Below are 26,442 nucleotides of genomic sequence, written 5' to 3'. Positions count from 1 at the left end.
CAAAAAATGGTGGTTAGTCGTTGAAGACGCCCATCTCAGCATATTTTTCCATCCTAGTTTTTACCAGTTCTTTTGGTGATAACTTTTGCAGTTCTTCAAAATGGGTGGAAATTTTATTCTTGACGGTTTCGAAAGTTTTATCCCTATTGGTATGTGCTCCGCCCAATGGCTCACGGACAATTTCGTCCACAAGCTTTTGTTTTTTCATATCTGTTGCGGTAAGTTTTAAGGCTTCTGCTGCTTGTTCCTTATACTCCCAACTTCTCCATAAAATAGAAGAGCAGGACTCTGGAGAAATTACGGAATACCAAGTATTTTCCAACATTAACACCTTATCTCCCACTCCAATCCCCAATGCACCTCCAGATGCACCTTCTCCAATAATCACAACAATAATAGGGACTTTAAGACGGGTCATTTCCAAAATATTTCGGGCAATTGCTTCTCCTTGCCCCCTTTCCTCAGCTTCAATACCAGGATAAGCTCCTGGGGTATCTATAAAGCAAACCACTGGAATCCCAAACTTTTCAGCGGATTTCATCAACCGCAATGCTTTTCTGTATCCCTCTGGGTTTGCCATGCCAAAATTTCGATATTGACGGGTCTTTGTATTATATCCTTTCTGCTGGCCTACAAACATGTAGCTCTGGTCGCCTATCTTGCCCAAACCACCAATCATTGCTTTATCGTCCTTTACATTTCTATCACCGTGAAGTTCTAAAAATGTGTCGCCGCAAATAGCGTTAATATAGTCCATGGTATACGGTCTGTTGGGGTGCCTTGATAGTTGCACCCGCTGCCATGCCGTTAAATTTTTGTAGATATCCTTGCGGGTTTCTCCTAGTTTCTTTTCGATTTGTTGACATGTTTCGGTAACATCAACATCACTTTCTTCTCCAATGACCATACATTTTTGTAATTGGTCTTCAAGTTCTTTAATGGGAAGTTCAAAATCTAGATACTCCATGAAAAGTCTGTTTGAGGTAATTATAATGTGGACAAATATAAAACTTTAAAGGACACTCCTAAAAACTTGATTTATTAATTTGGCAGTAAAAACTATCGCTTGGCCTTAAGCAACATATAGATGGCAAATGCACCAAAAATAAGATTTGGTACCAACACGGCCAATAGCGGAGAAAAACCTGATTGTTCTGCTAAAGTCCCAAAAACTTTATCAAAAAATATGTATATAAATGCCACACCTATTCCAAATGCCAAATTTAGGCCCATACCCCCTCTCCTTTTAACCGAAGATACGGCCACTGCAATTATTGTAAGTACAAAAGCTGCAATGGGCAAAGCCCATCTTTTATACTTGACCAAAATGTAGGCATTGATATTGGAAGCTCCTTTTCGTTTTTGGTCTTCTATAAATTCGTTCAATTCAAATAAATTCTTGGTCTCTGCCACATAAGATACAGGGGTAAGGTCTTCAATTTTAAAGGTGAAGAGTGTATCCAACCTTCTTTTGGTCTGTATGATTTCAGTACCGTTCCTCAACTTTCTTTTGGCATAATTGGTCAATCTATATATACTGTCCTTATCAATCCATCTAATATTTGATGCCGATATTTTATAATCGAGTTGTTTTATGGAATCGAAGTGCTCGTAGGTAAAATTATATCCTATTTTTCTATTGGGGTCAAAACTACTTACATAGATATAATCATCTTCGTTCAATTGATTAAAAATATTACTGGTGACCCTATCTTGGCGTCCCTTTTTAAAATATTTATATTCAAACTCGTTATATCCTATGCTCGCATGTGGCACTATGAACATACCCATCATAAAAATTAAGATTGCCACCAGTGTTGCTCCTATAAAATAAGGTCGTAAAAAACGAGTATAGGATACACCGGAACTTAGTATTGCTACAATCTCTGTATTACTGGCCAGTTTGGACGTAAAAAAAATAATGGATAAAAACAAAAATATAGGAAGGAGCAAATTACCAATGACCAACGTAAAGTTGCTATAAAAAACAATTACTTCGCTCAAAGGAGCTTCATTATCAATAATTTTTCCAATTTTCTCGGCCAGATTCGCCATGATTCCTATCGGAACGAAAAGCATCAACATTCCTAAAAAGGTTACTAGGTAACGTTTTAAAATATATCTGTCGAGTATGGTAAGCATTACAATCTTTTGTCCATTTGTTTTACCATTTTGATTTTCCATTCCTGAAAATCCCCTGCTAAAATACGTTCTCTGGCACTACGCACCAACCAAAGGTAAAACCCAAGGTTATGTATTGTTGCAATTTGTTTGCCCAAGTATTCATTCGCGGCAAACAGGTGTCTCAGGTATGCTTTGGAATATTCAGTGTCCACAAAGGTGATTCCCATTTCATCAATAGGCGAAAAATCGTCTTCCCATTTTTTATTTTTAATGTTGATGGTGCCATGGGCGGTAAACAACATTCCATTACGGGCATTGCGGGTAGGCATCACACAATCGAACATATCAACCCCCAAAGCGATGTTTTCCAAAATATTTATGGGTGTTCCTACGCCCATGAGATACCTTGGCTTATCCTCTGGAAGAATACCACATACTATTTCTGCCATCTCGTACATTTCCTCTGCAGGTTCCCCTACAGACAACCCTCCAATTGCGTTGCCTTCTGCACCAACAGAAGCAATATACTCTGCCGATTGCGCTCTTAGGTCTTTATAAGTAGATCCTTGGACAATAGGAAAAAAGCTTTGTGAATAACCATATTTATAGGGAAGTTTTTCCAAATGTGTTATACACCTATCCAACCATCTATGGGTCATGTGCATTGACCTTTTTGCATAATTATACTCGCATGGATAAGGTGTACATTCATCAAAAGCCATTATAATATCAGCTCCAATAGTGCGTTGTATTTCCATCACATTTTCAGGAGTAAAAAAATGACTGGACCCATCAATATGGGATTTGAAATTTACACCTTCTTCATTAATTTTTCTATTGGCAGACAATGAGTATACTTGATACCCTCCACTATCTGTCAAGATATTTCTATCCCAACCCATAAATTTATGAAGTCCTCCTGCCTTTTCCAGGATTTTAGCACCTGGACGTAGATATAGATGATAAGTGTTGCCCAATATAATATCTGGGTCGATATCATCTTTCAATTCACGCTGATGGACTCCCTTTACGGAAGCTACCGTACCCACCGGCATAAAAATAGGAGTCTTAATAGTACCGTGGTCCGTAGACAGTTCTCCGGCTCTCGCCTTGCTTTTTGTATCCGTTTGTTTTAGGGTAAACTTCAATGGTTATTATTAAAACCGCAAATATAGCCAACTCATTTCCACAAAGCCTTAACAAAAAAATAAAGTTTGTTTACAAAAAGTGTTTCATAAATTAATCCGTTCATACTTGTTTAGCCCAACCAATGCGGTTATTTTTGAAACAACAAAATCATTAAAATGCCAGATACGCAAGAATTACAGAATTTAGTGACCCAAGTCCGAAGAGACATTTTAAGAATGGTGCATAATGTAAATTCAGGACACCCCGGAGGATCTTTAGGATGTACAGAATTTTTTGTCGCACTATACAATGAAATCATGGAATTGAAAGATGGTTTTGATATGGATGGAAATGGAGAAGACCTTTTCTTTCTCTCCAACGGCCATATCTCACCTGTATTTTATAGTGTTTTGGCAAGAAAAGGATATTTTCCTGTTGAGGAATTGAATACCTTCAGATTGATTAACTCGCGCTTACAGGGACATCCTACAACCCACGAAGGTTTGCCCGGCGTTCGGATTGCTTCTGGATCTTTGGGTCAAGGCATGTCTGTTGCAATAGGTGCCGCTTTGGCCAAAAAGTTAAATGGAGATGACCACCTCGTGTTCAGCCTGCATGGTGATGGAGAATTACAGGAAGGGCAAAATTGGGAAGCCATTATGTACGCAGGTGGCAACAAGGTAGATAATTTGATTGCAACCGTGGATAGAAACGGCCAGCAAATCGATGGTGCTACCGAAGAAGTACTTCCTTTAGGAGATGTCTCTGAAAAGTTCAGGGTCTTTGGATGGGATGTTCTGGAAATAAAAGATGGAAATGATCTAGAACAGGTCATTGCTGGATTAAAAGAAGCCAAGAGCAGAACAGGAAAGGGAAAACCTATTTGTATAGTCATGACAACCGTAATGGGGAATGGGGTTGATTTTATGATGCATACCCATGCTTGGCACGGTAAGGCCCCCAATGACGAACAATTGGAAAACGCATTGGGTCAAAACCCGGAGACGTTAGGTGACTACTAGCTAAATCTCTGTAAAGAAGAGGAAATCTTTGAATTAGATTCCCGCCTTTGCGGGGATGACAAAATAAAATGGAATGACAAAATATACAGATCAAGGAAAACAAGATACAAGAAGCGGTTTTGGAGCTGGAATGACAGAATTGGGCAGAACAAATCCCAATGTGGTTTCACTTTGTGCAGATTTAGTGGGATCGTTAAAAATTCAAACTTTTATTGATGAGAATCCAGAACGTTTCTTTCAGATAGGAATTGCCGAAGCTAATATGATGGGTATAGCTGCGGGTCTTACCATTGGAGGTAAAATTCCGTTTACAGGTACGTTTGCCAATTTCTCTACAGGAAGGGTATACGACCAAATTCGTCAATCCATAGCTTATTCCGATAAAAATGTAAAAATCTGTGCATCGCACGCAGGGATTACATTGGGAGAGGACGGCGCTACACATCAAATACTGGAAGATATCGGTTTAATGAAAATGCTACCTGGTATGACCGTTATCAATCCTTGCGATTTTAACCAGACCAAAGCAGCTACCTTGGCCATAGCAGAACACCATGGGCCAGTTTATCTTCGTTTTGGAAGACCCAAAGTCGCGAATTTCACACCAGTTGACCAAAAATTTGAAATAGGGAAGGCGTTATTGCTCAATGAAGGTACCGATGTAACAATAATTGCAACAGGGCATCTAGTTTGGCAATCCCTTATTGCTGCTGAAAATTTAGAAGAAAAAGGCATATCTGCGGAGGTAATCAATATTCACACCATTAAACCGTTGGATGATGAGGCAATTCTAGCTTCCGTCAAAAAGACAGGATGTGTCGTCACTGCCGAAGAACATAATTTTCTTGGCGGCCTTGGCGAAAGTGTTTCAAGAGTATTGGCAAGCCATCATCCTACACCTCAGGAGTTTGTGGCAACGCAAGATACTTTTGGGGAAAGTGGGACCCCGGACCAGCTCATGGATAAATACGGCCTCAACAATAAAGCCATTGAGTCTGCCGTTTTAAAAGTATTGAAAAGAAAGTGATCTTTCAGTATCAATTTTGATACATTTTCACTCAATTAAAACGAAACACTTATGAGAAAAACACTTCTAATTGCAGCGGTGTGCCTAATGGGCACAGCTGTATTTGCACAGAGCGGCACGGGGTTCGGTATTAAAGCCGGACTCAGTTACAACAAAAATGGAGACCTAATAGGGGATATTGGAGACGCTGGTCAAAATATCACTGAGGGTGCCGAAGGAAAAGCGGGCTATCATTTTGGCTTTTGGGGAAAATTGGATTTTCCAAAGATTTATCTTAGGCCAGAGCTGGTCTATACAAGGACTAAAAGTACCTATGATGTTGAAGGACAATCCAGTGATTATGACGTATCTAAATTAGATCTTCCCGTACTTTTAGGGTATAAAGTTATAGGGCCCCTACATATTTTCGCAGGTCCTGCTTTTCAATATACACTGAGCAATGATTTGGAAGGTGTAGAAATTGAGGACGTTGAAAATGATTTTACCGTGGGCCTCAATATAGGAGCAGGGGTCAATCTTGGAAAATTAGGATTGGATGTGCGCTACGAACGAGGTTTTTCGGAAAACGAGGCCGAATTCATTTCCAATAATTTCGCGGATATAGAAGATGGTCGTGTGGATTCTAGACCGTCACAAATAATCTTTGCGGTATCCTTAAAATTGTAGCATAAAAAATTGAACAAAAAGTCCGCTTTTAGTGGGCTTTTTTGTTATAATCAATTTGTATCTGGGTCCAGATAATCTGGCGTTCCATCGTTATCAGCATCAGGAAAAGTAACATTCCCTTCATCATCAATAACTATTTCATCCCTGGTAAGCGTTCCATCACCATCATCATCAGTATCTCTAAAATTGGGCAGGAAAAAACCTGCTGCCAATTCAGCTTCGCTATCAGCATTGTCATTATTGAAATTTCCATCTCCGTCTACATCCTCCAAAATAGTAGGTATCCCATCGTTATCATTATCCGTATCCTCAACAAACAAACCTACTTCAATTTTGAAAAGGAGTGGGGCATATTGCGGTATGCTACCTGATGGTCCAGTATTATTATAGTATGCAAGACCGGAGGGTATCACAATAAGACCTATTCCGCTGTCAGAAATATTTATGGTTCCATCCTCATTTTGAATTATTTGTTCGGGTGTGCCGGAAGTTATATTAGAAATTCCATTGGCATATCCCCTTATTGTAAATGGAAGTTCTTGCCATGTAAAGCTTGGGTTCTCGTCAAATAATGTACCGTCAAGCAAAGAACCTTGATACCTTAGCAAAGTTGAGTCACCGATTGTAGGGCTATTTCCACTTTCTCCGCTTCTTGCAATTAAATAATAGTATTTGTGTTCAACATTTTCCTCTTCATCTTCTAAACCTAGGTCAGATGAAGATAAGTTTATAGTTTTCATCTCAATATCCTCCCATAAAGATTTTTTATCCGCATTATCTCCAGCAATCGTATCGATCTGTATTTTAAAATCAAAATCTACTGGTGGTGTTGCAAATTCTTCATAATTATAAAAATGGGTTTTAAGGAACTCTTGTATCTCCTCATCATTTTCTGGAGCTACTTCTGTCAACAATCTTGGCGGTACTGACTCAATAGCTGGCCCATTATCATCATTGTTACATGATGCCAATATCAATATGAAGAAAAACAAACAAACGAAAACTCCGTACTTCATCAAGTTTATAATTTAGCTGCGCAAGATACAATTTTCCGCTATTTTTGCTTATTCCATTAACAAAGATTTGCAGAGTTTATGCGCATTGATAAATACCTTTGGTGTATTAGATACTATAAAACGAGAAACGTTGCCAGTACAGCTGTTAAAAAAGGGCAGGTAAAAATCAATGGTAGTATTGTAAAACCTTCCAGAGAGGTGTATCCCATGGATAAAATCAACCTAAGAAAAAATCAAATCGAGTACCAATTGACCGTATTGGATATTCCCGAAAGCCGAGTTGGAGCCAAATTAGTTGATATTTATAGGAAAGATACCACTCCTAAAGATGCTTTTGTACATAACGAACTTTTAAAATCTGCAAAAGACCATTACCGAAAAAAGGGGTTGGGCCGACCTACAAAAAAGGACAGAAGAGATATTGATGGTTATCTGGACGAGTCCGAATAATTGGTTTCTTATCTTTGTCCGTAATACTTAAATCATGGCGAACCAAATATTGACCCACAAACAAATACAACATACCATAAAGCGCATCGCGTATCAGATTTATGAAGCCAATGTAAACGAGAAAGAAATTATTATTGCGGGAATAGATGGTGGAGGTCTAAAATTGGCAAAAAAGATATCCAAAATACTTGAAGAAATTACCGAAGCCAGCATAGTACTCTGTAAAATGATGATGGATAAAAAAAATCCTCTAGAAAGTGGCGTCAATACTTCAATACAAGAAGCTGAATATAGAAATAAGTCCATAGTCTTGGTAGACGATGTACTCAATTCTGGAACTACCTTAATTTATGGTGTTCATCATTTTCTCAAGACTCCCTTAAAACAACTACGAACAGCTGTTCTGGTCAATAGAAACCATAAAAAATATCCTATTAAGGCAGATTATAAGGGTGTATCGCTATCAACGTCCCTAAATGAGCATATAAGGGTCGAGTTCAAGTCCAAGCAGGATGGTGTGTATTTAGAATAGTAATTCCTTTATTTCCTCTATCAGCTGATCAATGTCCTTGTGGCCGCAATCAATGGTGTGTAATGCCTGAAAATAAAACTGTCTTCTCTCGAATAAATGCTTTCCTATAAATTCGGGCAAATCCTCATTCTTTATATTTTTTACCAAAGGTCTTTGTTGCTTTTCCTTTTCGATTCGCTTTATCAATGCTGAAACAGGAAGCTGTAGATAAATTGAATGTGTGGATTTTTCTAGAATCGTTTTCATGTTATTTCCGTAACAAGGAGTTCCACCGCCAGTAGAAAGTATAAAGGATTTTTTTTTGGATAAAATCTTTGTAAGTATTTCGGACTCTTTTTTTCTGAAATAAATTTCTCCCTTTTCTGAAAAAATAGCTGTTATTGACATATTGAGTTCGGCTTCGATATAATCATCCAAATCAATGAATTCCACATGTAGGTCCTTGGCCAACATCTTGCCAATTGACGACTTTCCACTTGCCATATAGCCTATCAAAACTACTTTCATTTACGGTAATTAATTATGATTTCAAAAAAACACAAATTTATCATTAAATCATCTTGCAAAATAAATTATTGATATTATATTTGCAGCCGCTTAGAGCAAGTCTCATTAGCCCAATTTAGACCTGATAGCTCAGTTGGTAGAGCATCTCCCTTTTAAGGAGAGGGTCCTGGGTTCGAGCCCCAGTCAGGTCACTTTTAAAGCCTCATTGAATTAAAAAAATCCCATAGATTTTTAATCTATGGGATTTTTTATTTTTCCTTAATATCAAATTAAACATTCGTCCTGTTATAATATTTGGTGACCTATCAATAAATCCGTGACTACTAATTATGTACAGATTAATCAGCTTAAGATAAAAACTTACAAAAGCACTAAATAAGAGAAAATGGCAAAATGCTAGCTATAATATAGCGCAATAGTTTTAAGCTTTTTTATAAATGAATTGGACATCAACCCATATGGATATACTTCAAAAATTTTAAAGAGTGGTCTGTCCATGTCCAACGAACATATTGGAAACAAACTTATGGAAAATCTGGATAGGGGGTCTTTTATCGCGTTCTCGTTTAGCATAATCACTTAAAATAATCTGGAAAATTCCAGTTTCATTAAATATATATAATTGTAAAGAATTGTCTGGGTATAAATCGGATTTTAAGATATGAGCAAATAAAAAAACTGTTCGGAACATCCTCTTAAGTATGATGGAAGTATTTTCATAAATTTAATGCAAACAGAAACAAAATCCACGATGAAGACATTAACCATAATTCTATTGTTAATTACCAATCCGATTTTTGGAGTAACCAATAAATCACCCATACCAGAGGAGACGCTTCTTTTTGAAATTATCTATAAAGGCGATAGGATAGGTACTCTTAAAGCTGAAAGGTTCCAGATAAAGAACAAGATGGTCTATACATCCAGCACTCGAATCAATACCACTATTCTTTTGATAAAGAAAATCAATGTACGCTATAAATACAGGGTAACTTATAATGCTGGAAGGCTAAGATCTTCCAAGGTTAATATCAAGATCAACAAAAGGAAGCCAAAACAGGTATTGGTAAACCAAAAAGGTGATGATTACGTTGTGAAGTTTAGTGACGGAAAAAGAAACAAGGTTACGGATTTGATAGATATCTCCTCGATCAAGCTCTATTTTGATGAACCTGACAATGTTGACAAGATTTTTTCCGAGCAATTGGGGAACTTTAACGAAATCGTTAAAATCCGAGAGGGGCTTTATAAGATGGTCAATGAAAAGGGAAATGAAAATTTTTACCATTATACCAACGGCAAACTAGATAAAATAGAGGTAGATGGAGGAATGGTGAGCTTTGAGATGAGAGCTAAAGAATGATTGTAAAGATGTGAATAATTCTTTGCTAAATACTCATAAGAATAGCAGTCTTTCAAAATTGATAAGGCCGATTATCTTAGAACTAAATTGGCAATAGGCGCTAGTAATCGAATAATAATAATTATAATAATATTTAGTTTCTTAAAGAATATTTATAGATAGTTTAGAAGTTTGCCTTACTCCATATTCCCAAAACATAGATATTTGATTTCCAAGTAATCTTCTACACCGTATTTAGAGCCTTCGCGGCCCATTCCAGAATGTTTGATTCCTCCAAATGGTGCAACTTCCGTAGAAATGAGCCCTTCGTTTATACCAACCATACCATACTCCAGCGCTTCTGCAACCTTCCAACATCTAGATATATTCTGGGAATAAAAATAAGACGCCAATCCATATTTGGTATCATTGGCCATGCGTAATGCCTCCTCATCTGTTGAAAACTTGAAAATTGCTGCAACTGGCCCAAAAATTTCTTCGTGAGTCAAATCCATTTTGGTATTAGCTTCCCCAATTACTGTAGGCTCATAAAAAAATTGGTCGATTTTGTTTCCGCCACAAAGTATTTCACCACCTTTATTTTTTGCGTCCACAATAAAATCCTCAGTTTTTTCCAATGCTTTTTTATGGATAAGCGGCCCTATTTCAACCTTCTCTACCCAACCGTTCCCTATTTTCAATTTTAATACCTCTGCCACAAATTTTTCAACGAACTCGTCATACACGTTTTCGTGCACCAGGAATCTATTGACACAAACACAGGTTTGTCCTGCATTTCTGTATTTTGATACCATGGCTCCTTGAACGGCAGCGTCCAGATCTGCATCTTCAAAAACAATAAAAGGAGCGTTTCCACCAAGTTCCAAACTCATTTTTTTAAGTGTTTTGGCACTTTGTGACATAAGTAGCTGTCCCACCTTTGTAGATCCCGTAAAAGATATTTTCTTTACAAGATTGCTCTCACAAAGTATCTTTCCCATGGTGGGCGCATCTTTACCTACCACCACATTGAAAACGCCATTAGGGAAACCTGCATCTTTAGACAGTTTAGCTATGGCCAAAGCCGTCAATGGGGTTTCTTCACTTGGTCTCACAACTACCGTGCATCCTGTTGCCAAGGCTGGAGCTACTTTTCTTGTGATCATGGCCAACGGAAAATTCCAAGGAGTCATTGCTCCCACCACCCCTATTGGCTGTTTGATGGTTACAATTCGCTTTGAATTGGAAGTAGACGGAATAACATCGCCATAAGTACGTTTTCCCTCTTCTGCAAACCATTTGATGAAGGAAGCGCCATAAGAAACTTCACCCCTGCTCTCCGTTAACGGTTTTCCACATTCATAGGTCATTATCTTAGCCAAATCCTCTTGGTTTTCGCATATCAGATCATACCATTTTTCCAATATCTTTGAACGTTCCGATGCCGTTTTACCGCTCCATTGTTTAAAGGCCTTATCAGCAGCTGTAATGGCTTGTTCCACAATTGAAGCATCGTCGTCACGTATTTCGGCAATTACTTCTCCGTTAGCTGGATTATACACCTTAAAAGTTTCTGATGTATTGGTCGACCATTTGCCATCCACGTATGAAGTATTAAAAAGTAATTCTTTGTTCATCATTTGCTGCTCCATTAATTTATTTTGAGAATCCTTATATCATATGACCTAAAATTAGATAGATAACACATGTGATTGCCCCCGCTATTAAAGTATATGGCAATTGTGTCATTACGTGCGCCATATTATTACAACCGGTAGCCGATGCGGACAATACAGTGGCATCACCATAAAAACAAGCATGTGAACCAAAAGCTCCAGCACTGATGACGGCCCCTATGGCCAACCAAATATCTACACCCATGCCTTGTGCCAATGGAACTATAATCGGCAGTGAAATAGCATACACGCCCCAAAATGAACCGGTCGCAAAAGTCACCAATGCTAAAGATACGAATGCTATCAATGGTAAAAATTCTTTATTGATAAGTGGTGAGACCGATTCTATTATAAATTTTGTAAGACCCAGTTGGTCATTTACATCTTTTAACACAAAAGACATAACCACGATAGCAAGTGCATAAAACATTGTCTTAAATCCAGTAAAAATGCCTTGCATTGCCTGTGTAAATGACATAATCTTTTGAAATGCATAGAAAATAACAGTAAAAACTATAGCTGAGATAACACCCTTTAGAGCATCTATATCAAAAAAAACCGTTGCCGAAATCAATACAATAATGGGAAAGACGAAGAAGGATAGTTTTGGGGCTTTATCAGAAATACCTTCGGGCATTTTTAAATTGATGGAATCCGAATTTGGCGGAATCAAGATACCTTGTTCCGCCCTTTTTTCTGCTCGCTTCATGGCTCCCAAGGCAGGAATTAGGTTCAATGCCACCAAAGGCACCAAAATAGCTGCCACCCAACCGTAGGTTATATAAGGAATGGCCTGAAAATAGCCTGCAAGTCCTTGTCCCTTCTCCACTACTCCTTCACTTTCCAAAAGACCGGAAATATAAATTGCCCAAGTTGATAAAGGTATCAATACACAAATTGGTGCTGCAGTAGAATCTACTACATAGGCCAGCATCTCCCTGGGAACTTTAAAACGATCGGTAACTTTCTTCATGGATGCTCCAACAGTAAGTGCATTTAGATAGTCGTCTATAAAAATACAAAGCCCCAATAGCCATGTAGCCAAAAGAGCTCCTTTTCTATTTTTTACATATTTCAGTAAATAACTTGAGAACGCAGTTGTTCCCCCTGACTGTGCCAAAAGGTGAATCAGTGAACCGAACAGACCGCAAACCAATATAACCCAGCCTATGGTAGCATCCTGCATTACCTGAAGCAAGGAGTTTGTAAAATCCGTAAAAAAACTAGAGATGGAAATAATGAGAAATCCAACTAAAGAACCGCCGACCAAAGCCTCGAACGTCTTTCTGGTCAGCAAGGCCAGAACAATTACCGTAAGTGTTGGAAGTAAACTCAGAAGACCCAAATGCTCCATGTTTATTCCTCTTTTAATTGTCTTTTATCTTCAATTTCCTTTAAAAAAGGATGAATCACTTTAAAAACATCTTCTTCTACTTGATAGAAAGAGGTATGCTGTCCATATTCAAAGCTTTTTTTAGACCCATTGGTTATAAAGACAATACCACTTCTACGTTCTTTATCAAAATACATATCGCTCAATAGACCATAAGCAATGCCCGGATGGCCCACCATTTTCCAATTTGGAAAAATAATATCGGAGCCTTCGGTATTGCTCAAAATGTGTATGCCTAGTCCATAGGATAAAAAGAAGTTTTCCCACGTGTTGCCATTGTCGGCATTGTACATCCAGTGACTTTCCAACATTAGGGACACTGTCTCTTTTTTCAATATTTGAGTTTTGTTGTAGTAACCATCATTCATTAGCATGAGGGAGAATGTTGCCAAATCATTTGCAGAGCTTCTTAAACTTCCTTGAGGACCAAAAAGCAATCCGTTTTGCCCGAGTTCATATCCTTCATACGCACGCGATTCGGGAACAATGCCTTTGTAATTGTCTGCCTGTGCAACCCATGCATCGTCGTTGTAGCGATATAAAACAGCAAGGGAATCTATCTTATCAATCTTGGAAGCATTAAAATCAGCTTTCATTCCCAATGGTTTGAAAATATGTTCTCGGCAGTAGTCATCAAAACGCTGTTCGCTGATTTTTTCGATTACGGAAACAATAATGCCCCAGGTGCAATTGGTATAGGAAAAATATTCCCCAGGCTCATGCGCTGCAAAAATGTCATCGGTAAAATATTCACCGCTTATTGAAAATAGTTCTTTAATATTCAGTTCTTTGACTATCATGTTTTTAGAAAACCTTCCATAGCCTTCCCCATCCCTAATACTACTTTGATGGCTCAAAAGCTGCATTAAGGTTATCGGTATGTCCGGATATTTGGGATTTACCAATTTCCAACCTAAATATTCGCTAACATCGACATCCAAGTCTATCTTTCCAGCTTCCCATAATTGCAGCAATGCTGATGTCGTTATCGATTTAGATATTGATGCTACTCTATATATAGTGTTTTCCGTTATTGGGATATTTCGCCCTTCATCTGCTAGACCATGGGTGTACTGCCATGATATTTTTCCTTCATCGATAAGTGCAACGGACATTCCCATTAATTCGTTTCTTACAAAAACTGAGTCCAGTTCTTTTTGTAGCCCTTGCGTATTGAGCGCAATGAATTCTGGAACAGGTTTTTTCCCATCATTCCCACATGACGAAAAAAGCAAAACAAAAAATAAAGCGAATAGTAAATGTCTTGTGAGCATATAATGGGTTTATTTCCGGTTATCAATCGTAGGTTCGTTCATGGTAATACAATGAATTCCACCACCACCAAAATTAACGGCCAATGCATTGATCATAACGATTGTACGATTTGGGAATACTTGTTGTAAAATGTTTTTTGCTTCTTTATCTCTTTCTTCAATCTCTTTGTCCATTCCATCGGAATAGTATTTTTGTCCGATGACCACCTCATCTGTAATTAAAAAATTAAGATAGCTCGCTGCTGCAATAACAGTAACCTCATCTCCTACAGGAAAAACTGACCCATCTTCATATTCAAGTTCACTGATAAAATCATAGACCAAATCCCCTGGTCCCATTTTACCCAAAACAAGTTTGGGCAGTGGCATACGGATAATATTAAAGGGATTGCCATTTTGGTCGGTCGCTTTAGTAAGGATATTGTAATTTTCTTCCATCCGTTTGTGATTTTCTGCTGCTACAGGATCTTCCAAATCTTTGGCTTTTACACTTGCCAAAAGAATGGTAGAGTCATTTACAAACCTGGCGAACTCATCAATATGGCCATTGGTAGTTACCGCTGTATAGGCAAATTCGCCATTTTCCAACGCTACGACTCCTCTAAACGTATGATCATCTTCCTTGAGTCCTTCCTTTAACCAGATTACCTTTTCAATACCGAGAACACGCTGAAATTCGGCTTCCATTTCTTTTAAGTCCATATTTGGGTTTCTGCCCCTTTCTACCGCTTCCGTAACCATGAGCACACCTTCACCATTTACTTCCCTATTACCACCCTCACTAATTAAATTTGTTTGAATCAGAGGGAGATTTTTTATATGTGCCACAGCTTCATCAAACTTTTCCATACGGATGGTATAATCGTCCATATTATCACTGTCCGTGTAGCCCCATGCATTGAATCCAAAATCAACGATGGCCTTTTTGCCATTTGTCAGCACTACAAAGTTTGGTCCCATATCCCTTACCCATAGTTCTTCAGAGGGTATTTTAAGAAGTTCAACCCATCCCTTGTCCAAATATTCTTTAGGAATGCTTTTTTGAGCCATTTTAAGCAAGGAATCTGTAGCGGCAGAAACAATTATTCTCTCTTTTTGAACCAAAGCATCAATAATCTTCAAGGTCACATTTACATTGGATTGGCCTTTTAAATGGTCCACAGGAGACCAGAGCAACCATACGGCCTCCTGTTCATCGTATTCTGCCGGTTGACGCAGTACCTCGATGACTTCATCTTTTTGATTCAGTGCAGTTTTGCTTTTTTCTTTACAACCAACAATAATTAATAGTAGTAATACAGTGGAGCACCGAAGAAAGCCATTACTTCCAACGCTTTTTATTTTTAAACCATTACGCTTGCCATATATAGTCACTTTTTTCATAAGTGGCCTTCTTTACTCAGGTCGTTCATGGTTTCCAGGATGCTTTTTTTCATAATATCAACTGTTTCATCAATAGCGTCCTTATCATAGGTGAGCGGTGGTGAAAGCACATTGATAGGACCTATGGGCCTTATAATCAATCCTCTTTTTTTAGCTGAATGGTAAATTCTCTTTCCTATATTGATTTCTGCGGGAAATGATTCCTTGGTTCTTTTATCCTTTACATATTCCAAGGCCAGCATAAAATGGCTACCGCGCACCTCTCCAACTACAGGAAGGTCTTCCAATGTCTTTAGTTGCTTTTTAAAATAAGGTCCAACAGTTCTCACGTGTCCGCAAAAGTCCTCTCTTTCCATAATTTCAATATTCTTTAATCCGGTAGCGCATGCCAAAGCGTGCCCAGAATAAGTAAATCCATGCGAGAAATAAGGATTTTCTGGTTTTGGTCTGCTGATTACTTTATGTATAGTTTCAGAAATTACCGTAGCTCCCAAGGGAATGTAACCTGATGACAATCCTTTTGCCAAAACGATAATATCTGGTTGCACATCAAATTTTTCTTTCGAAGCTACCAAATGGCCCAATCTGCCGAATGCGGTAACAACTTCGTCGGCAATAACCAATATATTGTACTTTTTACAAAGTTCATAAGCTTTTATTAGGTATCCATCAGGTGGAACTATGACGCCACCGGCACCCATAATGGGCTCTGCAATAAAACAGGCGATAGTTTCTGGACCAAGTTCTAAAATTTTATGCTCCATTTCTTCTATAAGAGAATCACAAAACTCTTGGATGGTCATTTCATCAGGTCTCCGATATGGGTACGGTGCAGAAAGGTAAGTTATCATATCCTTTGGCAAATCAAACCCTATGTGAGTAGATGATATACCCGTAAGGGCATGTGCCAAATAAGTACTGCCATGATAGCCCAGATTCCTGGAAAGAATCTTTTTCTTCTTTGGCATCCCCAACATATTAAAATAATAATGGACAATTTTTATGGCAGAATCATTTGCCATGGAGCCACCAGTTCCAAAGAAGACATGATTAAGGCTCCCTGGACATAATGATGCCAATTTTGCCGCTAGATTTGCAGCTGAAGGAGACGTTGCATCTTCAAAAGTATTGAAATATGCCAAATTTTTAGCTTGCTCCCCTATATGCGCGGCCATCTCTACATTACCATGCCCAATGTTAACACACCACAACCCTGCTATACCGTCAAGGTATTTCCTGTCCTTGTCATCATATATAAAATGTCTGTCTCCTTTCGTATATACTACCGAACCGTCTTCATGAAATCTTTCATAATTGGCATAGGGATGTATAACATGGTCTTTATCATTTTGCCAAGCTCTTTCTAAATCTGAGGATATATTGTTTTTAGTGAAAATCATTATCAAGAATACCGTTTATTAATTTATCACATTTAATAATTACACACTGCAATAAAGCAAATAAAATGCAATAATTATGGTTAAATGTGTAAAAAATGATATTTAATTACTATTATTTGCAAAATATGCATATTATTGAACTTTTATTATAATTTTTACATTAATCAACGTTTTAGAAATGAGCGAGAACCTTTTTCAACTTGATGCTTTTGACCAAAGCCTTATACAACTTCTGAAAAAAGATGGCAGAATGTCTTTTACTGATGTTGCCTCAGCACTTAACGTTTCTGTTTCTACGGTTAGGAACAGATACAATAAATTGGTCGATGAGGGCATGTTACATATTCTGGGCTGGGTAGATCCTACAAAAACAGGTTTTAACTCATATAATAGGGTTACAATTGAAGTCAGCCCCTCCAGTATGATAGAGTATGTGGCACAAGAACTCATGAAAGTTAAAGAAATATCTTTTTTGGCACTTACCTCTGGACCTTCGGATATTGAAATCAATCTAATTTGTAGGGACAATCGGCATTTACTGGAAGTTATGAAAAAGAAGATTTTCAATATTAAAGGAGTCCGCAATACCAATTCAACCATTTATTATAATGTCTACAAATGGGCCGAACATGATTTGGAACTACCTACAAAAAATATACTCCTACAAGAAGATATGGACTAAAAAAAACAAGATGATTAAAGTTAACGGCGATAGATTATGGAAAAGATTGATGGAGATGTCCAAAATTGGAGGCACTGCCAAGGGTGGGGTATGTCGCGTGGCCTTGACCGATGAAGATAAGCAAGGAAGGGATTTATTTATAAAATGGGCCAAGGAAACAGGCTGTAATATTGACATTGATAAAATTGGAAATATATATGCAACTCGACCTGGCAAGGATAATAGCAAACCCTCCATAATGATAGGTAGCCATTTAGATTCCCAACCAACAGGAGGGAAATTTGATGGGGTACTTGGCGTACTTGCAGGATTGGAAATCATGGATACCCTTAATGACCTGAACATTGTTACAGAGATCCCAGTAGAAATTGTTTCATGGACAAATGAGGAGGGTGCCAGATTCTCACCTGCCATGATTGCTTCGGGTGTTTTTTCAGGGGATTTTAGCTTGGACTATGCTTATGAAAGAACGGATAAAGAAGGGAAAACACTTGGAGAAGAATTGGAACGCATCGGGTATAAAGGGAGCATGGAAGTAGGGAACAGACCCTACAAAGCCACTTTTGAGCTGCACATTGAACAAGGTCCTATTTTAGAAGCTAAAAATAAATCTGTAGGAATCGTTACTGGTGTACAAGGCATACGTTGGTACGATTTAGTCCTCAATGGCAAAGAGACCCATGCTGGACCATCTCCCATGGAATACCGGAAGGACCCCGTAAAAGCATTGACAGAGATACTTCCGCAAATTTATAGACTCGCCGAAATATATAGCCCCGATGCAAAAGTGACCGTAGGTTATATTGATGCTATTCCCGGCGTACGCAATACCGTACCCGGTTCCTTAACAATGGCTATCGATTTGAGGCATCCAGATGAAACGGTACTTTCTATGTTGGACAAGGATTTAGAGCATATCATCACAAGTCACGATGGAAAACTTGGAGTTACTTCTACCCTAAAGGAAATATGGTATTCTCCCCCGGTAAAATTCTCCAAAGAATGCATAGATGCGGTTAAGAATGCAGCTCATGATTTAAAGATACCGACTATGGAAATAGTAAGTGGTGCAGGACATGACGCTGTTTATGTTTCTAAAGTAGCTCCCACAAGCATGATTTTCATCCCCTGTAAAGAAGGACTTAGTCATAATGAAATGGAAAGTGCAAAAAAAGTAGATGTGATTAATGGAACAAATGTTTTGTTGAATGCAGTTTTACAAATGGCCGGTATCGAAGTTTTGAACAACGAAGAAATTTTGAACAAGTCGAAATGAAGGTAAAAACAAGTCATATCGCTTTAACTGAAAAAACCACTACGTTTTTGACTTCAACAAAAAAAATGTTGGTCAATAACCAGTGGATTGAAAGTGAGGCAAAAAAAACTTTTGACACATTGAATCCCGCAAATGGAAACGTGTTGACCAAAATTCCCATAGCGGACGAAAACGATGTGGACAATGCCGTTGTAATTGCCAGAAATGCTTTTGATCTTATTTGGAAGGATGGGATAAAACCAGCAGAGCGTTCAGATTTACTCTGGAAACTAGCCACCCTTATAGAAAGGGATATAAAAATTTTCATGGAATTGGAGACATTGGACAATGGCAAACCTCTGGAAAAAGCTAAATATGATGTTCTAGGTGCCATCAACCATTTGAAATATTATGCTGGATGGGCCACCAAAATAGAAGGGACAACAATTCCTACACACTCCAATAAATTAGTTTACACCAAAAAAGAACCTTTAGGGGTAGTCGGCCTTATAGTTCCTTGGAATTTCCCGTTAATGATTGCGATATGGAAACTTGCTCCAGCCTTGGCCTGTGGAAATTGCTGTATTCTTAAACCCGCGGAACAAACACCACTTACCGCACTTTATTTGGGAAAATTGATTTTAGAGGCTGGTTTTCCACCAGGAGTGGTCAACATTATCACGGGTCCTGGAATCCCCACAGGGCAAGCAATGTCACAGCACATGGATATAGATAAAATCAGCTTTACAGGGTCTACTCTAGTTGGTAAGAAAATCATGGAAGCATCAGCCAAAAGCAATTTAAAAAAGGTGAGCTTAGAACTTGGTGGTAAATCTCCAAATGTAATTTTCGAGGATGCTGATTTAGATATGGTTTTGGACAGTTTACAATGGAGCAGTTTTTATAATACTGGACAAGAATGTACGCTCGGTTCAAGGATTTATGTACAAGAATCCATTTTTGAAAAAGTCCTAAAATCCTTTAAAGAAAAAGCTGGCAAAATGACCATAAGCAATGGATTCAACAATCCAGACTTAGGACCTATGATAAGTGAAAAGCAATTGAATACCGTATTGGACTATATAGAATTAGGTGAGACAGAAGGGGCCAAATTGGTGTATGGTGGAAATCGCCTTGATGGGGATTTGGCAAAAGGGTATTTTTTAGAACCTACCATTTTCATTACCAAAAACGAAGATTTAACCATTGCGAGAGAAGAAATTTTTGGTCCCGTTGTGGTGGTTTCCAAATTCAAGGATTTTGACGAAGTCATTAAAAAGGCCAATACCTCTAAATATGGTTTGGCTGCAGCGGTATGGACCAAAGATCTATCAAAGGCCCATCGTTTTGCAAATGCTATCGATGCAGGTACAGTTTGGATAAACGGCTACGACCTTTTTGACGCTGCAGTACCTTTTGGAGGCTTTAAACAAAGTGGAAACGGAAAAGAAATGGGTAAAAGTGCCATAGATCTTTATACTAAGGAAAAAGCAGTATGGACTGTATTATAAATAAAAAAAACTGATTTAGAAAAAAATGAGTGCCGAGATGCTTTCAACAGAATTGCTGTCCCCTGTTTGGACACACCTATCCACTTTTCAAGCAGTTAGGGGCGAGGGTGTATATCTATATGATGAAGAAGGCAAAGAGTGCATGGACTTTACATCTGGTATAGGTGTGGTAAACACGGGCCATTGTCATCCAAATGTGGTAAAGGCCATTCAGGAACAGTCTAAAAAACTTCTTTTTGGCCAGATGAACTGTGTAATCCCAACTACTAGCATTGAATTGGCTGAAAAACTGAATGAAATAACTCCAAAGCATATTAATCGCTTCTTTTTTTCAAACAGCGGTGCAGAAGCTACTGAAAGTGCTGTAAAATTGGCCAAAGCGGCCACAGGAAGGCAGAACGTTATCGTATTTCAGGGAAGTTTCCATGGCAGAACGCATTTGACCATGGCCATGACCACTTCCAAAACAGCTTACCGATATAAATACCAACCCCTACCTTCCGGGATTTTTGTTTCCCCCTTTCCCTATGCCTACTATTACGGTTGGGACGAAGACATTACTATAGATTTTTGCATCAAACAGCTTGATCTGCTCTTACATGGGCAAACTTCGCCAGATGAAACTGCCGCAATAATTATTGAGCCGGTACTAGGTGAAGGCGGCTATGTTGCTGCTCCGCACAGGTTTCTTCATCATCTGCGTGAGATTTGCGATGCTCACGGCATATTACTTATAATCGATGAGGTACAGAGTGGATTTGGCAGAACAGGAAGGTTTTTCTGTTTTGAACATGCAAATGTAAAGCCAGACATCATCGTCATGGCAAAAGGTTTGGGAAGCGGACTTCCAATTTCAGCAATTGCTTCATCAAAAGAAATCATGGAAAAGTGGTCCCCAGGTACCCATGGTGGAACCTATGGAGGGGGCAGCGCAATTACGGGTGCTGCTGCGCTGGCAACCATCAAAACCATTATGGAAGAAAAGTTGCTTGACAATGCGGTAATGCAAGGCATGGAATTGATTACAGGACTAAAAAAAATACAGCAAAAATTTAGTTGTATAGGCGATGTACGAGGTATTGGTCTTATGGTTGCGGTTGAATTTGAAAAAAAAGATGGTTCACCGGATGCTGAGATAGTCTCAAAAATAGTACGTCGTTGTGTTGACAATGGCCTGCTCCTTTTAAGCTGTGGCAGTTATAAAAATGTGATTCGGTGGATTCCCCCATTAGTAGTTACTAAAGTTCAGATACAGGATGCACAGAACATCTTTGAAAAGATTCTTAATGAGATAAAAATAAATTAATAACTAAAATCAGAACACTATGAAGAAAACCAATGTAACTCAGTTTTAAATGCAAATAATTTCAATCAAAATCTAAAAAAACATGAGTTTAAAATTACTGAAACAAGACCCAAATCAGTTTAAATATTAATACTAATAATACAAAATAATTATGAAAATAAAACTACTAAGTTTTATACTATCCTTTTTCATGGCAAGTATGTTTGCCATGGTCTACGGACAAGTAATTACTGGGACGGTTACAGACCAAAACGGTCTGCCATTACCAGGTGTCAATGTTCTTGTCAAGGGAACAAACACAGGAACACAAACAGACTTTGATGGTAATTACACGATAGAGGCCTCCTCTTCAAATACGTTGATATTCTCTTATTTAGGACAAAAAACCGTTGAAAGAACTGTAGGATCTAATACCAATATAAACATACAAATGGAAGAGGATGCATCGCAACTGGAAGAAGTAGTGGTGGTAGGATATGGTAGCCAGAAGAAAAGCGATTTAACAGGTTCCGTTGCCAGTGTAAGTGGTGATGAAATTGCACGTTTGCCTGTAGCCAGTGTAGATAATGCGCTAAAAGGTAGGGCAGCCGGTGCGTTTATAAGCTCGCCTTCGGGTACACCTGGCGCGGGTATTTCCATTCAAATTCGCGGTAATACTTCGTTATCGGCAAGTAGCGAGCCCCTTTACGTGATTGATGGTATACCTATGATATCCGAGGATTTATCAGATTTGTTTTCTGGTGGTCAAAGAACTAATTCAATGGCTGATATAAATCCTACGGACATTGCTTCCATTGAAATTTTAAAGGATGCTTCTGCAACTGCAATCTATGGTTCCAGAGGTGCCAATGGTGTAGTCTTGATTACAACCAAAAGAGGTAGTACAGGTGCACCACGTGTAGAATTCAATTCATATTATGGATTCCAAACAGTTACCAATACTATAGATATGCTTAGCTCACAAGAATACCTAGAGCTTATGAACGATGCCGCAGCACAGGACAACATCGACCTTGGAACAGATTATCCTGAAAATTATGTTTCAGATTTATGGGGGTTCGATCCAAACGATCCTGAGCTGAGAAACACGAAATGGTACGATGAGATTTTTAGAACCGCTGCAATCCAAAGTCATGATGTATCGGTATCGGGTGGTAACGAAAGAACCCAATATTATACTTCCTTGGCTTATTTTAATCAAGAAGGAACACAGTTAGGTACTGGTTTTGAACGTATTAGCGGCAGAATAAACTTGGATACTCAAGTGAAGGATTGGTTAAAAATCGGAACTAATGTAGCTGTGACCAGAACTATTCAAGATCGTACTATCAATGATAATTCATTGTACGGTGTCGTTATCAATACATTGGCAGGTGACCCCTTAATGCCCGTTAGGGAAGATGACGGCACCTACGCCAGTCCATTTGATTATTTTGGTTGGTGGATGTTGGACAATCCTGTACTCGTTGCTAATGAGTATAGTAGATTTACACGTACGACCAGAGGTTTGGGAACTATTTTTGCAGAACTTCAACTTACAAAAAGTTTAAAGTTTCGCACCTCAACTTCTATTGATTATACTAGTTTAACAGATGAATCCTTTACACCTACCATATCGTTTGAATCAATAGATCAAAACGCCAATGGTCTGGGACGCTACTCCAGTACCGAAGATTTTACTTGGATAACGGAAAATTATTTTACCTATACACCGGATTTGGGGGACAATCATTCTTTAAATGCTATACTGGGAGCTTCCTATCAAGCATCAGATCGTAATTTTACAAGGATAGATGCGCAAGGTTTTCCAAGTGATCAATTTACCAAACTCGAAACCGCAGCACAGGTGACCGATGCGTATTCAAGAGGTACAGAGTGGGGACTTGCTTCTTATTATTTTAGAGCAAACTATGGCTTGGCCAATAAATACCTGCTTACTTTAACTGGAAGGGCAGATGGATCATCCAGATTTGGTGACCAAAACCGTTTTGGTTTCTTTCCTTCTGGGTCCGTAGCATGGCGTGTAAGCCAAGAAGATTTTCTAAAGAATTCCAAAACAATTTCTGATTTAAAATTTAGGGCCAGTTACGGGATTACAGGTAACCAAGACGGTATTACCAACAGTGCTGGTGATATTTTAAATTTTCCTGCAAGGGGATTGTTCGGAATCGACGATTACAGACAAAGAGCTACTCTGATACCTACGCAATTGAGCAATCAAAACTTAAGCTGGGAAAGTACTGCACAGTTCAATGTTGGTGTCGACTTAGGTTTGTTCAATAATAGATTGTCGCTTACTGCAGATTATTTTATAAAGAAAACAGACGATTTACTTTTGGATAGAATCATACCGGGCATATCAGGTTTCTCAAGCGTCATCGACAATATTGGAGAAGTAGAAAACCGTGGATTTGAATTGACGGTAAATGGAGCAATATTCACGGGAGATTTCAAATGGGACTCTTCTTTTAATATTTCTTTCATAGATAATGAGATTAAAAAATTGGCCGTGGACAGACAAATAATTTCCGATTCCCATATTTTGGCCGAAGGAAATCCAATTGGAACTTTCTTTTTGATCGATCATAATGGTGTAGATCCACAAACTGGGAATATGTTATGGATAGATCTTAATGAAGATGGTAACATAAATGCGGATGACCGTCAAATTGTAGGTAATGCACAACCCGATTTCTTTGGTGGCTGGAACAATACCTTTAGCTACAAAGGTTTTGATTTTAGTTTTCTGTTCCAATTTAATATTGGAAATGAGATTTTCAATAATAGCAGAGCGATTTATGAAAATCTAGGTTGGAGCAGAATCGGTACCGGGTTTCCGCTTCCTGACGGAAATAATTATGCCGGAGCAAGAAATCGATGGAGACAACCAGGGGACATTACAGATATTCCAAGAGCATCACTGGAGAGCGGCAACTGGCAACAATATTCAACACGTTGGTTGGAGGACGGCTCATTTGTTCGACTGAAAAACTTGAACATAGGCTATCGTCTTCCACAGGAAGTTGTATCCAAACTTGGGCTTCAAAAATTTCGGGTATTTGTTCAAGGACAAAATTTGTTGACATTCACAGACTACACGGGGCTAGACCCGGAAGTTAGCAGGAGTGCAAGAGATCCAAGACTCGCAGGTTCTGATTTTGGTACATTACCACAGGCCAGGACCATCACTTTAGGTTTTAACATAGGACTTTAATCTTAAAATATTATGAAAAAAACAATAAGTTTATTTTTAGCTATAATACTGATGGTTTCATGTGATGTTCTGGAACCGGAACCACAACAATCATTGGATTCTGATGGTGTATTGGTCGATGCAGCTTCAGTGGAAGGAACATTGTTGGGAGCGTACTCATTAATGCAGGATGCAGATTACTATGGTGCAGAATATATTCTCAATTTTGATTTGATTGCGGATAACGCTATTATGGAAGGATTTTTTGATTCACAATTAGAATTTGATAATCAAGCAGTTCCAACAACAAATTTATGGATAGGAAATTTTTGGCCGGATGCTTATATTATAATCAATAGCGCAAATTTGATTATTACCACTGTAAATGATATTGACGATGCAAATTTAGATGTCGATGCAGTACTTTCAGAAGCTTACGCCATAAGGGCCCTTGCGTATTTTGATCTTTTACGGGTATTTGGCGAACATTACGATACTACTTCCATATACGGGCTTCCTCTATTATTGGAACCTATTCCGAATAATGATTTCAACGAAATCCCTGATTTGGCAAGAAGTACTGTTGCGGAAACATATGGTCAGATTTTGAGCGATTTGGATAATGCCATAAATATAGGTGCCGGGGGTACCGATTCTGGCAGAATGAACTACTACGCAGCCCTTAGTCTTAGGGCAAGAGTCAAGTTGTATCAGAAAGATTATGATGGTGCATTCACAGATGCAAATGAAGTTATTACGGATGGCCCCTACGAGTTGGTAGAGAATGTAAGTGATGTTTATGCCACTACCGATGCGACAACAGAATCTATTTTTGAAGTTGAGTTCAATGATCAGGATGAAAGCTCTCTTTTTACATTTACTTTGTTTAGAAACGAATATAATGTGGACCCGGACTTGCTTGAAAGCTTTGAGGAGAATGACCAAAGAGCCAATATTTTTGCTTTCAGTTCTGTCAACGAAAGTAATAAATACCCAGATCCCATTAATTCTGACAATGCAAAGGTATTTCGTTTACCAGAACTCTATCTTATACGCTCCGAGGCTGCTGTATTTGATTCCAATGACCCAAATGCGGGTACCGAAGATTTAAATGTAGTAAGAAATAGGGCGGGATTACCCGATACTGGACCATTTGCAGATACAGACGAATATGTGGATGCGCTACAATATGAAAGACGTGCCGAATTGAACTTTGAAGGTCATCGTTTCTTTGACTTGGTACGACTTGGGCAAGCAGAGGAAGTTCTTGGTATTGAAAGCTTTAGAAGAGTGCTGCCCATTCCAAGGGATGAACTTCAGGTTTCTGACAATTTAGCACAGAATCCAGGATACGATAGTGAATAATTATGTTCTGGATATTTATTCAGAAAACGTATTTATTGATTTATTTGAGTTAGTTTTATTAAAATCAGGAGACACATAGAGTTTGGTCTCCTGATTTTTTTTCATTTTAAAAGTAATGATCAAAGATGACCTGATTTAAATCATAACTAGTAAGCCTATTGGGCATTTTGAAAACTAGAGTTTCTATATA

Annotated in this window: 22 protein-coding genes and 1 tRNA gene; 13 read left to right on the top strand and 10 right to left on the bottom strand. The window is 38.4% G+C overall.

The genetic code is table 11. From position 1 onward, the window contains the following. Positions 1 to 13: 13 nt before the first annotated feature. From HME9304_RS12715 to tgt, 3 genes are all read right to left on the bottom strand, one after another. Positions 14 to 967 (bottom strand): acetyl-CoA carboxylase carboxyltransferase subunit alpha, encoded by a 954-nt coding sequence (locus tag HME9304_RS12715; protein ID WP_112378948.1) that lies wholly within the window; start codon positions 965 to 967, stop codon positions 14 to 16. A gap of 92 nt (positions 968 to 1,059) precedes the next feature. Continuing rightward, positions 1,060 to 2,142, bottom strand: a complete 1,083-nt coding sequence (locus tag HME9304_RS12710; RefSeq protein WP_112379820.1) for an LptF/LptG family permease — start codon at positions 2,140 to 2,142, stop codon at positions 1,060 to 1,062. Next, positions 2,142 to 3,272 carry a tRNA guanosine(34) transglycosylase Tgt gene (gene tgt, locus HME9304_RS12705; RefSeq protein WP_112378947.1) on the bottom strand — a complete coding sequence of 377 codons (1,131 nt, stop codon included), beginning with the start codon at positions 3,270 to 3,272 and terminating at the stop codon, positions 2,142 to 2,144. The genes HME9304_RS12710 and tgt overlap by 1 nt, the downstream gene beginning before the upstream one ends. A 156-nt stretch (positions 3,273 to 3,428) precedes the next feature. Between tgt and HME9304_RS12700 the strand changes: the two genes are divergently transcribed. The 3 genes from HME9304_RS12700 to HME9304_RS12690 all read left to right on the top strand — a co-directional run bounded on the left by HME9304_RS12700 (position 3,429) and on the right by HME9304_RS12690 (position 5,967). Then, complete coding sequence (locus HME9304_RS12700) at positions 3,429 to 4,274, top strand: transketolase (protein WP_112378946.1); 846 nt, start codon at positions 3,429 to 3,431, stop codon at positions 4,272 to 4,274. 73 nt (positions 4,275 to 4,347) lie between these two features. Next, positions 4,348 to 5,301, top strand: a complete 954-nt coding sequence (locus tag HME9304_RS12695; protein WP_112378945.1) for a transketolase family protein — start codon at positions 4,348 to 4,350, stop codon at positions 5,299 to 5,301. 51 nt (positions 5,302 to 5,352) lie between these two features. Next, complete coding sequence (locus HME9304_RS12690) at positions 5,353 to 5,967, top strand: outer membrane beta-barrel protein (RefSeq protein WP_112378944.1); 615 nt, start codon at positions 5,353 to 5,355, stop codon at positions 5,965 to 5,967. A 50-nt stretch (positions 5,968 to 6,017) separates the two neighbouring features. On the opposite strand, the gene HME9304_RS12685 is transcribed toward HME9304_RS12690, so the two are convergent. Continuing rightward, a complete protein-coding gene (locus tag HME9304_RS12685; RefSeq protein ID WP_112378943.1) occupies positions 6,018 to 6,983 on the bottom strand; it encodes an FKBP-type peptidyl-prolyl cis-trans isomerase in 966 nt (321 codons plus the stop codon). Positions 6,984 to 7,061: 78 nt separating this feature from the next. Here HME9304_RS12685 and HME9304_RS12680 point away from each other — a divergent pair, with 78 nt between their 5' ends. Continuing rightward, positions 7,062 to 7,433: an RNA-binding S4 domain-containing protein gene (locus tag HME9304_RS12680; RefSeq protein ID WP_112378942.1), complete on the top strand. Its 372-nt coding sequence runs from the start codon at positions 7,062 to 7,064 to the stop codon at positions 7,431 to 7,433. Between the two features lie 34 nt (positions 7,434 to 7,467). Then, positions 7,468 to 7,965 (top strand): phosphoribosyltransferase family protein, encoded by a 498-nt coding sequence (locus tag HME9304_RS12675; protein ID WP_112378941.1) that lies wholly within the window; start codon positions 7,468 to 7,470, stop codon positions 7,963 to 7,965. On the opposite strand, the gene HME9304_RS12670 is transcribed toward HME9304_RS12675, so the two are convergent. Beyond that, the gene (locus HME9304_RS12670; protein WP_112378940.1) at positions 7,957 to 8,472 is read right to left on the bottom strand and encodes a shikimate kinase; all 516 of its coding nucleotides are present in this window, start codon (positions 8,470 to 8,472) and stop codon (positions 7,957 to 7,959) included. The two genes, HME9304_RS12675 and HME9304_RS12670, sit on opposite strands and share 9 nt — an antisense overlap. A gap of 118 nt (positions 8,473 to 8,590) precedes the next feature. On the opposite strand from HME9304_RS12670, the gene HME9304_RS12665 reads away from it, so the two are divergent. Then, positions 8,591 to 8,663 (top strand) — tRNA-Lys (locus tag HME9304_RS12665). A 560-nt stretch (positions 8,664 to 9,223) separates the two neighbouring features. Continuing rightward, entirely contained in the window at positions 9,224 to 9,835 is a 612-nt protein-coding gene (locus HME9304_RS12655) for a DUF6134 family protein (protein WP_123877478.1), read from the top strand. 176 nt (positions 9,836 to 10,011) lie between these two features. On the opposite strand, the gene HME9304_RS12650 is transcribed toward HME9304_RS12655, so the two are convergent. Genes HME9304_RS12650 through HME9304_RS12630 form a run of 5 tightly spaced genes read right to left on the bottom strand, consistent with a single transcriptional unit; the run spans position 10,012 to position 16,940 of the window. Then, complete coding sequence (locus HME9304_RS12650; RefSeq protein ID WP_206170474.1) at positions 10,012 to 11,466, bottom strand: NAD-dependent succinate-semialdehyde dehydrogenase; 1,455 nt, start codon at positions 11,464 to 11,466, stop codon at positions 10,012 to 10,014. Positions 11,467 to 11,485: 19 nt separating this feature from the next. Beyond that, a complete protein-coding gene (locus HME9304_RS12645) occupies positions 11,486 to 12,844 on the bottom strand; it encodes a Na+/H+ antiporter NhaC family protein (protein WP_112378937.1) in 1,359 nt (452 codons plus the stop codon). 2 nt (positions 12,845 to 12,846) lie between these two features. Next, positions 12,847 to 14,157, bottom strand: a complete 1,311-nt coding sequence (locus HME9304_RS12640; protein ID WP_112378936.1) for a serine hydrolase domain-containing protein — start codon at positions 14,155 to 14,157, stop codon at positions 12,847 to 12,849. 9 nt (positions 14,158 to 14,166) lie between these two features. Continuing rightward, a complete protein-coding gene (locus HME9304_RS12635) occupies positions 14,167 to 15,540 on the bottom strand; it encodes an agmatine deiminase family protein (RefSeq protein ID WP_112378935.1) in 1,374 nt (457 codons plus the stop codon). Further along, complete coding sequence (locus HME9304_RS12630; protein ID WP_112378934.1) at positions 15,537 to 16,940, bottom strand: aminotransferase; 1,404 nt, start codon at positions 16,938 to 16,940, stop codon at positions 15,537 to 15,539. Before HME9304_RS12630 ends, HME9304_RS12635 begins: the two co-directional genes overlap by 4 nt. A 178-nt stretch (positions 16,941 to 17,118) precedes the next feature. On the opposite strand from HME9304_RS12630, the gene HME9304_RS12625 reads away from it, so the two are divergent. From HME9304_RS12625 to HME9304_RS12600, 6 genes are all read left to right on the top strand, one after another. After that, a complete protein-coding gene (locus HME9304_RS12625; protein WP_112378933.1) occupies positions 17,119 to 17,622 on the top strand; it encodes an Lrp/AsnC family transcriptional regulator in 504 nt (167 codons plus the stop codon). Between the two features lie 10 nt (positions 17,623 to 17,632). Further along, the gene (locus tag HME9304_RS12620) at positions 17,633 to 18,898 is read left to right on the top strand and encodes a Zn-dependent hydrolase (protein ID WP_112379818.1); all 1,266 of its coding nucleotides are present in this window, start codon (positions 17,633 to 17,635) and stop codon (positions 18,896 to 18,898) included. Further along, complete coding sequence (locus HME9304_RS12615; RefSeq protein ID WP_112378932.1) at positions 18,895 to 20,388, top strand: aldehyde dehydrogenase family protein; 1,494 nt, start codon at positions 18,895 to 18,897, stop codon at positions 20,386 to 20,388. Before HME9304_RS12620 ends, HME9304_RS12615 begins: the two co-directional genes overlap by 4 nt. A 25-nt stretch (positions 20,389 to 20,413) precedes the next feature. After that, complete coding sequence (locus HME9304_RS12610) at positions 20,414 to 21,694, top strand: aspartate aminotransferase family protein (RefSeq protein ID WP_112378931.1); 1,281 nt, start codon at positions 20,414 to 20,416, stop codon at positions 21,692 to 21,694. A 151-nt stretch (positions 21,695 to 21,845) separates the two neighbouring features. Further along, positions 21,846 to 24,908 (top strand): SusC/RagA family TonB-linked outer membrane protein, encoded by a 3,063-nt coding sequence (locus HME9304_RS12605; RefSeq protein WP_112378930.1) that lies wholly within the window; start codon positions 21,846 to 21,848, stop codon positions 24,906 to 24,908. Between the two features lie 12 nt (positions 24,909 to 24,920). After that, entirely contained in the window at positions 24,921 to 26,252 is a 1,332-nt protein-coding gene (locus tag HME9304_RS12600; protein ID WP_112378929.1) for a RagB/SusD family nutrient uptake outer membrane protein, read from the top strand. Positions 26,253 to 26,442: the final 190 nt, after the last annotated feature.

It is taken from the genome of Flagellimonas maritima, assembly GCF_003269425.1.
In the GTDB taxonomy this organism is placed as follows: domain Bacteria; phylum Bacteroidota; class Bacteroidia; order Flavobacteriales; family Flavobacteriaceae; genus Flagellimonas; species Flagellimonas maritima.
Note: the sequence above shows the minus strand (reverse complement) of the source record. Positions and strands in the feature narration are given on the sequence as shown.

Coding starts and splice junctions, on each gene's coding strand:
- HME9304_RS12700 (WP_112378946.1), top strand. CDS start 3,429: ATGCCAGATACGCAAGAATTACAGAATTTAGTGACCCAAGTCCGAAGA.
- HME9304_RS12645 (WP_112378937.1), bottom strand. CDS start 12,844: ATGGAGCATTTGGGTCTTCTGAGTTTACTTCCAACACTTACGGTAATT.
- HME9304_RS12620 (WP_112379818.1), top strand. CDS start 17,633: ATGATTAAAGTTAACGGCGATAGATTATGGAAAAGATTGATGGAGATG.
- HME9304_RS12610 (WP_112378931.1), top strand. CDS start 20,414: ATGAGTGCCGAGATGCTTTCAACAGAATTGCTGTCCCCTGTTTGGACA.
- HME9304_RS12655 (WP_123877478.1), top strand. CDS start 9,224: ATGAAGACATTAACCATAATTCTATTGTTAATTACCAATCCGATTTTT.
- HME9304_RS12695 (WP_112378945.1), top strand. CDS start 4,348: ATGACAAAATATACAGATCAAGGAAAACAAGATACAAGAAGCGGTTTT.
- HME9304_RS12710 (WP_112379820.1), bottom strand. CDS start 2,142: ATGCTTACCATACTCGACAGATATATTTTAAAACGTTACCTAGTAACC.
- HME9304_RS12625 (WP_112378933.1), top strand. CDS start 17,119: ATGAGCGAGAACCTTTTTCAACTTGATGCTTTTGACCAAAGCCTTATA.
- HME9304_RS12715 (WP_112378948.1), bottom strand. CDS start 967: ATGGAGTATCTAGATTTTGAACTTCCCATTAAAGAACTTGAAGACCAA.
- HME9304_RS12630 (WP_112378934.1), bottom strand. CDS start 16,940: ATGATTTTCACTAAAAACAATATATCCTCAGATTTAGAAAGAGCTTGG.
- HME9304_RS12605 (WP_112378930.1), top strand. CDS start 21,846: ATGAAAATAAAACTACTAAGTTTTATACTATCCTTTTTCATGGCAAGT.
- HME9304_RS12685 (WP_112378943.1), bottom strand. CDS start 6,983: ATGAAGTACGGAGTTTTCGTTTGTTTGTTTTTCTTCATATTGATATTG.
- HME9304_RS12670 (WP_112378940.1), bottom strand. CDS start 8,472: ATGAAAGTAGTTTTGATAGGCTATATGGCAAGTGGAAAGTCGTCAATT.
- HME9304_RS12690 (WP_112378944.1), top strand. CDS start 5,353: ATGAGAAAAACACTTCTAATTGCAGCGGTGTGCCTAATGGGCACAGCT.
- HME9304_RS12600 (WP_112378929.1), top strand. CDS start 24,921: ATGAAAAAAACAATAAGTTTATTTTTAGCTATAATACTGATGGTTTCA.
- HME9304_RS12615 (WP_112378932.1), top strand. CDS start 18,895: ATGAAGGTAAAAACAAGTCATATCGCTTTAACTGAAAAAACCACTACG.
- HME9304_RS12680 (WP_112378942.1), top strand. CDS start 7,062: ATGCGCATTGATAAATACCTTTGGTGTATTAGATACTATAAAACGAGA.
- HME9304_RS12635 (WP_112378935.1), bottom strand. CDS start 15,540: ATGAAAAAAGTGACTATATATGGCAAGCGTAATGGTTTAAAAATAAAA.
- HME9304_RS12650 (WP_206170474.1), bottom strand. CDS start 11,466: ATGGAGCAGCAAATGATGAACAAAGAATTACTTTTTAATACTTCATAC.
- HME9304_RS12675 (WP_112378941.1), top strand. CDS start 7,468: ATGGCGAACCAAATATTGACCCACAAACAAATACAACATACCATAAAG.
- HME9304_RS12640 (WP_112378936.1), bottom strand. CDS start 14,157: ATGCTCACAAGACATTTACTATTCGCTTTATTTTTTGTTTTGCTTTTT.